The 10,194-nt window shown below is 62.6% G+C and carries 10 protein-coding genes and 1 tRNA gene; 6 read left to right on the top strand and 5 right to left on the bottom strand.

What is annotated here, in order from left to right; translation table 11 throughout:
* Positions 1-41 precede the first annotated feature (41 nt).
* The gene (gene leuD, locus G7044_RS12755; RefSeq protein WP_166329416.1) at positions 42-647 is read left to right on the top strand and encodes a 3-isopropylmalate dehydratase small subunit; all 606 of its coding nucleotides are present in this window, start codon (positions 42-44) and stop codon (positions 645-647) included.
* Positions 638-1,687: an endonuclease/exonuclease/phosphatase family protein gene (locus tag G7044_RS12760; RefSeq protein ID WP_166329418.1), complete on the top strand. Its 1,050-nt coding sequence runs from the start codon at positions 638-640 to the stop codon at positions 1,685-1,687. Before leuD ends, G7044_RS12760 begins: the two co-directional genes overlap by 10 nt.
* A gap of 2 nt (positions 1,688-1,689) precedes the next feature.
* Here G7044_RS12760 and G7044_RS12765 read toward each other — a convergent pair whose 3' ends face one another.
* Positions 1,690-2,118 (bottom strand): hypothetical protein, encoded by a 429-nt coding sequence (locus G7044_RS12765; RefSeq protein ID WP_235931289.1) that lies wholly within the window; start codon positions 2,116-2,118, stop codon positions 1,690-1,692.
* 137 nt (positions 2,119-2,255) lie between these two features.
* Between G7044_RS12765 and leuB the strand changes: the two genes are divergently transcribed.
* The 3 genes from leuB to G7044_RS12780 all read left to right on the top strand — a co-directional run bounded on the left by leuB (position 2,256) and on the right by G7044_RS12780 (position 4,492).
* Positions 2,256-3,377 carry a 3-isopropylmalate dehydrogenase gene (leuB, locus tag G7044_RS12770; RefSeq protein ID WP_166329420.1) on the top strand — a complete coding sequence of 374 codons (1,122 nt, stop codon included), beginning with the start codon at positions 2,256-2,258 and terminating at the stop codon, positions 3,375-3,377.
* Positions 3,378-4,352 carry a DMT family transporter gene (locus G7044_RS12775; protein WP_328803853.1) on the top strand — a complete coding sequence of 325 codons (975 nt, stop codon included), beginning with the start codon at positions 3,378-3,380 and terminating at the stop codon, positions 4,350-4,352. It abuts the gene before it with no gap.
* Between the two features lie 63 nt (positions 4,353-4,415).
* A tRNA-Pro gene (locus tag G7044_RS12780) sits at positions 4,416-4,492 on the top strand.
* A 202-nt stretch (positions 4,493-4,694) separates the two neighbouring features.
* Here the strand turns inward: G7044_RS12780 and G7044_RS12785 are convergent.
* Positions 4,695-5,141, bottom strand: coding sequence for a hypothetical protein (locus G7044_RS12785; protein WP_166329422.1), 447 nt, complete (start codon positions 5,139-5,141; stop codon positions 4,695-4,697).
* A complete protein-coding gene (locus tag G7044_RS18020) occupies positions 5,129-5,398 on the bottom strand; it encodes a hypothetical protein (protein WP_235931290.1) in 270 nt (89 codons plus the stop codon). Before G7044_RS18020 ends, G7044_RS12785 begins: the two co-directional genes overlap by 13 nt.
* Positions 5,399-5,527: 129 nt before the next feature.
* Between G7044_RS18020 and G7044_RS12795 the strand changes: the two genes are divergently transcribed.
* A complete protein-coding gene (locus G7044_RS12795; RefSeq protein ID WP_166329424.1) occupies positions 5,528-5,791 on the top strand; it encodes a helix-turn-helix domain-containing protein in 264 nt (87 codons plus the stop codon).
* 184 nt (positions 5,792-5,975) lie between these two features.
* Here the strand turns inward: G7044_RS12795 and G7044_RS12800 are convergent, their stop codons facing one another.
* The gene (locus G7044_RS12800; protein WP_166329426.1) at positions 5,976-7,754 is read right to left on the bottom strand and encodes a phospholipase D-like domain-containing protein; all 1,779 of its coding nucleotides are present in this window, start codon (positions 7,752-7,754) and stop codon (positions 5,976-5,978) included.
* Entirely contained in the window at positions 7,751-9,988 is a 2,238-nt protein-coding gene (locus G7044_RS12805) for an AAA domain-containing protein (protein ID WP_166329428.1), read from the bottom strand. The genes G7044_RS12800 and G7044_RS12805 overlap by 4 nt, the downstream gene beginning before the upstream one ends.
* Positions 9,989-10,194: the final 206 nt, after the last annotated feature.

The raw sequence follows: 10,194 nt of genomic DNA on the forward strand, positions 1-10,194 counted from the left end.
TGTACGCGCTGTGCGGGCACCCCCAGACAGGATTTTAGGATATGGAAAAATTCACCACCCTCACCGCCGTGGCCGCACCGATGCCGCTGGTGAACATCGACACCGACATGATCATCCCGAAACAGTTCCTGAAAACGATCCACCGTTCGGGTCTTGGCAAGAACCTGTTCGACGAGATGCGTTTTGACCGGGAAGGCAATGAAATCAGTGACTTCGTTCTGAACCAGCCGGCGTATCGCAACGCCGAAATCATCGTCGCCGGCGACAATTTCGGCTGCGGCTCGTCCCGCGAACACGCCCCCTGGGCGCTGCTGGATTTCGGGATTCGTTGTGTGATTTCAACAAGCTTCGCCGACATCTTCTTCAACAACTGCTTCAAGAACGGCATCCTCCCCGTCGTGCTGCCAGAAGACGCCGTCCAGGCCCTGATGGAAGACGCCCGCAACGGCGAAAACGCGCGCCTGACGGTCGATCTGGAAAACCAGAAAGTGACGGCCCCGGACGGGACCGAATACCATTTCGACGTGGACCCGACCCGCAAGCATAACCTGTTGAACGGATTGGACGATATCGGCCAGACGCTGGAGCGCGGGGCGGCGATTGACGCCTTCGAGGCGACGGCCAGCCAAGCCCGCCCTTGGGTCTGAAACGGGCCATTCTGACGACAATTCTGGCCGCCGCGCTGGCAAGTCCCGCGGCGGCCGAAACCATTCGCATCGCCAGCTTCGACCCCGAACTGACCCGCAAGGGCCCGGGCCTGCTGCTGCGCGATATCCAGCGCGGCAAGGATCCCCAGATCCTCGCCGCCGCCATGGTCATCGCCAGGGTGAGCCCCGATGTCCTGCTGCTGACCGGCTTCGACTGGGACCATGACCGCGCCGCCCTGCGCGCCTTTTCCCAGCTTTTGGCCCGCTCCGGCGCGGATTACCCGCATCTTCTTAGCCCCCAGCCCAACCGGGGCATGGCCAGCGGTGCCGATCTGGACGGCGATGGCAGGCTGGCCGAGGCCGACGATTCCCAAGGCTGGGGCAGCTTTACCGGCCAGAACGGCATGGCGATCCTGTCGCGAATCCCGCTGGGCGAGATCACCGATTACAGCGCCGCCTTGTGGCGCGACCAGCCCGGCAACCTGATCGACACGGCCCTGACGCCCGAGGCCGCCGCCGTGCAGCGCCTGTCCACGAACGGCCATTGGGACGTGGAAATCCTGACACAACCGCCTCTGCATCTTCTGGCTTTCGCCGCCACCGCCCCGGTCTTTGACGGCCCCGAGGACCGCAACGGCCGCCGCAACCATGACGAGATCGCTTTCTGGACGCGGCACCTGCCCGATGCGCCCTTCGTGCTGGCCGGCAATGCCAATCTGGATCCGCAGGATGGCGACGGCCGGCACGAGGCGATCCGCGCCCTGCTTGCCGATCCGCGCCTGACCGACCCCTTGCCCCGCAGCGAGGGCGGCGTCGCGGCGGCAGATGCGGAACAGACTGGCGACCCCAGCCTCGATACTGCCGATTGGCCTGATGGCGAACCGGGCAACCTGCGGGTGACCTATGTGCTGCCCTCGGCGGGGCAGAAGGTCACGGACACGGGCGTGTTCTGGCCTGCGGAAGGACAAGAACTGTCACAGGCTGCGGCGACAGCCTCGCCACACAAGCTGGTCTGGATCGATCTGGAGATCGGCGGATGAGCCTATTTGTCGGCCTTGCTGGCGCTGCTGCCCTTGCCTGCCCAGCCCCCGCCCATGGCGATCAGATCATCGATGATGGGGCGCGCGCGCGGCCCGATGCGGTCACAGGCGCCCGGATCCTCCATCATGCGGAAAGCGGGGCCGTAATAGTTGCGGTCATAGGTGGCGGGGTCGATCCCCAGCCGCGCCGCCAGCATGTCGCCGGTGCCGGTCAGCAGCATCCATTCGTCGTCACTGATCCGGTAATCGGGGCAGTTCGAGGTGACGACGTTGATCTGCGCCAATGCCGCCAGCAGCCGTTCCGCATCGGCCTGCGAAATCCCGTCAAGGTTGGGAATCGGAACCGCCACCTTGGTATCGGCCCGCAGGGAAAGCGTCGTTGCCCCGACGGCGATTATCGCCGCCAGAAATGCGGCAAGAAGGCGCTGCATGAACTGTCCCCCGGAATTCTTCATCATTTGCAACGAGGCCCGATAAGGGCGCTTTGCGCAACCCAATTCACCGTGAACTTGACCGCGTCAAGTGCCGGCGTTACCCAACGTTCAATCCCGAAAAATACGAGGAAACCATGTCCGATTATTCCCTGCTGATCCTGCCCGGCGATGGCATCGGCCCCGAAGTCATGGCCGAGGTCCGCAAGATCATCGGCTGGTTCGAGGCCAATCGCGGCATGCGCTTTGACGTGTCCGAGGATCTGGTCGGCGGCGCGGCCTATGACAAGCATGGCAAACCCCTCGCCGATGAAACCATGGCCAAGGCGCAGGCGGTCGATGCCGTATTGCTGGGCGCCGTGGGTGGCCCGAAATACGACGACCTGGATTTCTCGGTCAAGCCGGAGCGCGGCCTGCTGCGCCTGCGCAAGGAAATGGACCTGTTCGCCAACCTGCGCCCGGCGCAATGCTTCGACGCGCTGGCGGATTTTTCCTCGCTGAAACGTGACATCGTGGCCGGTCTCGACATCCTGATCGTGCGCGAACTGACCTCGGGCGTCTATTTCGGCGAGCCGCGCGGCATCCATGACGACAACAACAACCCCGACAACGAAGGCGGCCGCGTCGGGATCAATACCCAGCGCTACACCAGCGGCGAAATCCGCCGCGTCGCCCGCGCCGCGTTCGAGCTGGCCCGCAAGCGCGGCAACCGCGTCTGCTCGATGGAAAAGGCCAACGTGATGGAATCCGGCATCCTCTGGCGCGAGGAAGTGCAATGGGTCCATGACAACGAATATCCCGATGTCGAGCTGTCGCACATGTATGCCGATAACGGCGCCATGCAGCTGGTCCGCAACCCGCGCCAGTTCGACGTGATCGTGACCGACAACCTGTTCGGCGACATCCTGTCCGACGCCGCCGCGATGCTGACCGGCAGCCTTGGCATGCTGCCCTCGGCCAGCCTTGGCGCGCCGATGGAAAACGGCCGGCCCAAGGCGCTGTATGAACCGGTCCACGGCTCGGCCCCCGACATTGCCGGCCAAGGCAAGGCCAACCCGATCGCCTGCATCCTCAGCTTCGCGATGGCGCTGCGCTATTCCTATGGCGAGGGTCAGGCGGCGGACGATCTGGAAAAGGCGGTGGAACGCGTGCTGGCCGACGGCGTCCGCACCGCCGACCTGATGGGGCCTGAAGGCGGCACGCCCGTCTCGACCAGTGAAATGGGCGACAAGATCGTCGCCGCGCTGGCGAGGGGCTGAGTGTCCGCGCCGAACAATCTGAAGGGGATCGGCTTCGCGCTGATCTCGATGGGCGTCTATGCCACGCATGACGCCATCATCAAATTGCTCGGCGCGCATTACCCGTCCTTGCAGGTACTGTTTTTTTCGTCCCTGCTGTCCTTCCCGCTGGTCTCGCTGATCCTGATGCAGGAACGCACGCCCGGCACGCTGCGACCCAACCATCCCGGCTGGGTCGCGCTGCGGTCGGTCTGCGCGATGGGATCGGGCATTTGCGCCTTCTTCGCGTTTTCGGTGCTGCCGCTGGCGCAAGTCTATTCGATCCTGTTCGCCACGCCCCTGCTGATCACCCTGCTGTCGATCCCCATTCTGGGCGAACGCGTCGGCATCCACCGCTGGCTGGCGGTGGCGCTCGGCCTGTGCGGAGTGTTGATCGTGCTGCGCCCCGGCGGCGGCGATGCGCTGTCCTTCGGTCATCTGGCGGCACTGCTGGCCGCCTTCTGCAGCGCCACCACCGCCGTCGTCACCCGCAAGCTGGGCGGGGCCGAGCGTCCGCTGGTGCTGCTGATGTGGCCGATGCTGGGCAACCTGGTGCTGACAGGCGCGGGCCTCAGCCTCGCCTATACGCCCATGCAGCTTCCGGATCTGGCCATGGCCGGGATGATCGCGGTTCTGGGTCTGCTGGGTGGCTTCCTGTCTATCCTCGCCTACCGCGCGGGCGAGGCCGCCATCGTCGCCCCGATGCAGTATTCGCAGATGATCTGGGCAACAATTTACGGCTGGTTCATCTTCAACGAATCGCTGGATCGTCCGACGATCGTCGGGGCCAGCGTGATCATCGCCTCGGGGCTTTATATCGTCTGGCGGGAACGGTCGCGCGGCGCCGGCTCGAACCGCCCGGTGATCGCGGCGCGGCTGCGGGGGGAATCCGTGACGGCCCCGAAATCCAGCGTTCTTCAGCGCATCCTTTCCGGCCGCAGCGCTTCGCGCGACTGAGCGCTTTTTGCGGCCGTCCCCCCTTGCATTCCCGCGCGGCTCGCGCTACCTCGCCCCCACGGTCGGAGCGTAGCGCAGCCTGGTAGCGCACCTGCTTCGGGAGCAGGGGGTCGGAGGTTCGAATCCTCTCGCTCCGACCATTTTCCCGGTATGGCGTTTCAGGAAGGTTTGCCTTTTGTTTCACAAAGGCGAGGCTTCTGGCGGTCAGATTGAGCGCATCTGTTTGCTACGGGCTGTCGCATGAGGTGAGCGTCAAGGCAGCGCATGCTATATCGCATGAGGTTGGCAATGGCTGTCGAAAGCGGCGGGACGCTGATCGAGCAAACTGAATTTGATCATAGTTCAGCAGTCCGGATGCGCGTTCCACTGCTGAGGGAACGGACTAGCGAGCCGCAGACTGGTAAAGCAGTGGATCAGGATGATGACTGCCTCGACGCTGAGCCCGTGCTCATGGAAGCTTTTGTCTTCAAAGCTGATAAGTAGATTGATCCCACCATCGGGGTTCACCGACAATTCGAAATAGCTTTCATTGATCGGCGCCCGCAGCCTTCGCTTTCGCGACCAGTCAGCCGGATCGTCCGCGAGGATCGGCAGAGACTTCACGCCGATGCCGCTTTCGACCAGAAGATCGACCAGCATGTCCAGCAACGCCGCCGCGCGCCGGTGATCTGCGTCCGTCAGCGGCTCGAAGACATACTCGATCCAGCTTGGCTCGATGATGGACTGAACCATTGCGCGCAGTTGCCGCTCTGACTGCGATGCCACTACTCCGGCCACTATCGGTACCATTTTTCCTTGCTCGTTGAGGCAACGAGGATGGCGGCGGCGGCGGCAAATGGAATCAGCGACAGCCCGGCGAGGAGGATGAAGCCGGACGCTTCGCCCTTGACCAGAAAGCCTAGCCCGATAGCAAACGGCACGAGTCCGATCGCCGCCACAATCGCCGCACGGACCTCAAGGTCGCGACGGGTGAAGCCTGCCCCCCAAACTCCCTTCTTTGCGCCGCATGATGGGCACACCCAAGCTTCTTCGTGGATCTCGGTCATACAGTGAGGACATTGCGGCATGGAAATCTTACCAATTCAAAGAAGCCCGGGAGGCGATGACAAGTAGGGCAATAATTTGTAGAGAATACTCCGTGGCAAAATACTCTGCAACCTCGTGCTTTCCACGGCATGGAAATCCGAGAGGTACTCGCCCGCAATCTGCGCATCTTGAGGCAAGCCAAAGGCCTGTCGCAGGAGGAGCTTGCCCATAGCGCAGGTATCGATCGGACCTATATAAGCTCGCTGGAGCGCAGCATCTATAACGCCAGTATCGACGTCGTGGATCGATTGGCGACGGTGCTGGATGTCAAGGCGATGCAGCTTCTGGATCCGGACACGGATGCGGTGATGCGCTTGGGCCGAGAACAAACGATCAAGACACCGTCGAAGTGAAGCGCCAATATCCCGCCTGAATCACTGCAACGGCATCGATCACCTTGGCCATCATAACCTCTCGCGCAGTCAAGGCTATTTCGAGCCATCCACGGGAGCGTTCGCCCAGGTGCTTCCATTGAGCAGGAACACGAACACCTGACGTAGAACCATAGCCCGCTTCAAGCTGATAATTCTACGGGGCCTACACTTTGCTTGCGCTTCCACCAACATTGGCGTCCAGAACGCGCGTGTCGAGAACCGCCTGCAAGAGATCTGCAACGCCTTTACCGTGCAAGTGGAGGCCGATTTCATCAAGCGGCTTGTCTTCCGAGGCGGACTGCGACCCCCAGTTGAAGCTCGTCACCACGATGTCGTCATGATCCCAGAGCAGAGCCTTGCCGTGGAGCATGGCATGCTTGCTCTGGACCTTTCTAAGGTCGATAAGTCCGCCGGCCATCTCCCCTGCGGCGCGCACGTCGCGCTTCTTCACCTCGCCTGAGGGCACCGAATAAAGCGCCTGAACGGTCGCAATTCGCTCGGACGCCAACTGCGCCGGATCGAAGACGTTCTGGATCATTGGCGACCCCATTCGATGCGTCATCACGACAAGGCGTTCCTCGGCATCATGCGCAGCACGGCGAAGCAGCGGCAGGTGATCGGGTGCCGCTAGGATGCTAAGGCTTACGGGGATCGTGCCTTCGGCTTTCAGAGGTTCGAGCAGCCGACTAGGATTCAACCTTAAAGCTGTCCGCATGGCCTGCATGGCATCGCGCGAGCCGCGGGCCGATGGTACCGCTGCCGTGATGGCCCCGAAGAGATCGAGGCACTCGGCGACAGCGCCGTCGCGCAGCTCGATCGACAGTTCGTGGGCGCGAAATGGCGACTGGAGCCAGTTGCATGACCCCAACAAAGCAAGAGCGCCATCGCCCCCATCGTCTGCTACGACGATTTTCGCGTGGCTATGCACCGGTTCGAGATGGGCTGCGACACCCGCACCAGCAGCGCGTAATCTGTTCTGGAGCTCCCCCATAGCCCGAGTGTGCTTGCACTCATCGTCAAGGGAAGAACCGAAGAAGAGGTGAACCCGGACCCCACGCCGGACAGCATGCTCCAGGGCGGTCCAGACACGATCCTGTCCGTACTCGGCGTTCGCGTCATCCTGCGCGGCGACGAAGGTCGAGAGTACGAAGACATCGCTGCGCGCTGCTTCCACTACCTTCTCGAGGCGGGCAAGATGATCGCCACCGCCGAACAGGATCTGATCCTGTGCCAAAGTTGTCTTGATCGGTGTATCGAGACAAGCCGGACGAGCTGGCTCGCTGGGTCTTGCGGTCAGAAGACGAACAGAAGCGAGATGCTCGCGCACCGCCGCGCGCAGCGCGTGGCTCGCGCCATCGGGAAACGCACCGTTCCTTGCTCGTTCAAGATCAAGGTGGATGAAGCGCTTCTCGATCAAGGAACGGTTGGCGCGCACCATCGCGAAGACCTCGCCAGGACGCAGCGACGAACTCAACAAATGGCGTACGCGCTCTTCCATGGAAGAGTCTGTCTCCGCCTCATCGTCCGGAAAGTCAACAATCGTTGCTCCTCTAGGAATATTCTTCACCGGCTTGATAACCACCTCGCGACGGCGAAACACCGACCCCCCCAGTTTGTCGAATACGATACTTACAGTCATCTCGCGACGCACCGCCCGCTCGGGCAGCGATCTCCCGGCCAGGAGATGGGCGCGGGCTGCTTCTGTCATCGCGAGTGCAGGCTCTGGTGCGATGCGAACCTCAATCAACCCAAACCGCATCAGCCGACTCACTGCTGCTCCCGCCACCTGGTGGGGAATACCGAGTTCGTTTGCTACCGAGGCGCTCGTGCCGGGTCTCTCACGCAGGGCAAGTAGTATCTCCTCTTCGATGGGGCTCCAGCCCCATCGACGCTCGATGACAGCACGTGCATGATACCATACCGCTGGAATCAGCAGCGTCATTGAAGCACCTTCCCGTCTTCATCGCAGGCGATGATCAACGCTGACGGCACCGCCTCCGGGTTGTCTGGCGCCGCCATCTCGTCGATCCGTCTCAGCAACGTACTCAGAAATTCGAAATCATGTACAGACGCGCCTCCGGATTCGGACCATTTGACCGCGTTCTTGAGAAAACCGGTCGACGTTACGAGCACGAGTTTGTGCTTTGCGCGGCTGAGCAACACGTTCATGCGTCTGCGGTCCCCGAGGATGCCGAGTGCATGCCGGCGCATCTTCTGATTGTTGCGCACGGTGCTCACCATCACCATGTCAGCTTCGCCACCCTGGAAGCTGTCGATCGTTTGAACGAACACACCGTCACCCTTGGGGCTGGCGAAGCCGTTCAGGAGCCCGGTCTCAGAATCGATTAGCGAAGCCACGCGCGCATTGAGAGCGCGGCACTGTGCCGTGTAAGGCGACAGGATCGCGAGCGTCGGAGTAGTTCCATTCGTCGGGCCCAACCGGTCAAGGGCCCCGAATAGCGCTGTGACCTCGGCCGAATTGCAGAGCGAGGTGCCGTCATATGTCTCGAAAGCACTCACCCGGGCTCGGCTCAACGACGGAAGGTCGAACAGGACAACCGGGGCTGACAGCGCACCGCTGGCTGGAGTGATCGGACAGGGCCGGTCCGCAAGGCGTTCCACCGTTGTCAGCCGTCCACCATAGAATGTGTCGGAAACTAGGCTGCAGATTACGGGGTGCATGCGGCTTTGTTCGGTGAGCATGGAGACCGGCCCGACCCTTGCAGAGACTACCTCTTCGGCCGTTTCCGCGATTTCACGGAATGGCTGCTCCAGTCGAAGCGCTGCCCCGAGAGCGTCGGCGCGGAGTATCGGATCGCTTGCCAGTGCCTCAAGCGACATGCCGACCGCATCCGGGAGGTCGGACACAGCGTCGATCAACTCGGAAGCATCGGCGAGCAGCGCTTCACCGGCATCGTCGCGATAGAGCCGTGCTTTGCGCTCGGCATCAAAAGGCGCGAGCTGGCGGTGGTCGCCGATCAGCACCCGGCGGGCACCCAGAAGCAGGGGGCCGATGAGTTCCGGGCCGCTCGCTCGCGCGGCCTCCTCCACGATCACCCAGTCGAACTGCTCACCCTCGGAGACCATTTCTTCGATGATGGAGGAATTTGCTGTGGCCAGCGTCACGTCTGCGCTGCGCAGGATCAGATGCTCCGTGTCCCGCAAGATCGCCTCTCCTTCAGGATCCACCTCGAATTCGGGACCAGCCCTGCGCAAGATCCGGTTGACAGCTTCCCGTCGCCGGCGCGAGAGGGGACTCGCATCAGCAAGCACGGAGATATCAAGAAGCTTGCGCGCCTGGTCTCGAAGCTGGGTTTCACTCAGGTCCGGCATGGGACGTTCGATGCGCACGACGATCGGGTCTGGGTCCGCCTGCGAGAAATGTTCACGCAGCGTGCGCTCCATTTCCGCAAGCGCCTCGTGGTTTTGCGCAGCAATGAGGACGCGGGCGGTCGGGTTGGACGAAAGGATGCTGCTGACTAGGCGGGATACGAGGAATGTCTTTCCGACGCCAGGTGGACCGACAACCAGATCGATCGAGTGGCCGAGGCAGATCGCCTCCCATGCATCGGTCTTTGATGGGTCGAGTTCATCAGGCGGAGCACCCGGTGCAGCCATGGCGCGCAGGGCAGGGTCAAGTCCGACGCTCTGCGGATTTCCGATCGCGCGGAGGAGATCAAGATTGTCTCTGGCTGCGACGACATGCCTGAGGCGCCGACGAATCTGGGTCTCGGTACCACGGTCCGGCCGTGGACGCAGCAGCACGTGCGCCTCTACGGGCAGGCGCCCCTCGTGCCGAAACACGTAGAGCCGCCGCCCGTCTTCATCAACGACGTCCTCGAGCGACAGCTTTGGCGCGATAGGGCCAAGGGTCAGCGCGTCCGACACCGTTAGCGTCCATTCCACAGTTCCGTCATCGCGCAGTATGTCGCGCTGCAGCGCGGCTGCGGCCTCCATGCGCCCGAATGTGGCCCGGAAGCGATCTCGCACCGCGTCCGTGCGCGCCGCAATTCGCACAAGGCCTGTCTCGGGGGCATCCACGATCTCAACCGGGTAGTGGTGCAACCTTCCTTCGAGTAGCGCCGCGACCTCGATTAGGATCAGCGCGTGCCATTCGACCGGATCAATAGGGCTCGGCGCGATCGCCGTGTCTGCCCTGACCGACGTCCAGGCCATAGCCCCACCGCCTGTCCGTGCAACGCGGTCGCGGGCCTCGCGCAGGTCGCGCGCGACATGCACCCGTGCGTCGACCGATTTGGAATGAGAACGGCGGTGCGAAATTAGTCCACGTTAGCGGCGGCATGGTGCTGCTGCGGGCGGCGTAAAAGTCGTCCACCTATTGCCTTTCTGCGTCAGCAGGGAGGGCGTGAGGATTTACAGCG

The organism is Paracoccus xiamenensis (assembly GCF_011308835.1).
GTDB classification, from domain to species: domain Bacteria; phylum Pseudomonadota; class Alphaproteobacteria; order Rhodobacterales; family Rhodobacteraceae; genus Paracoccus; species Paracoccus xiamenensis.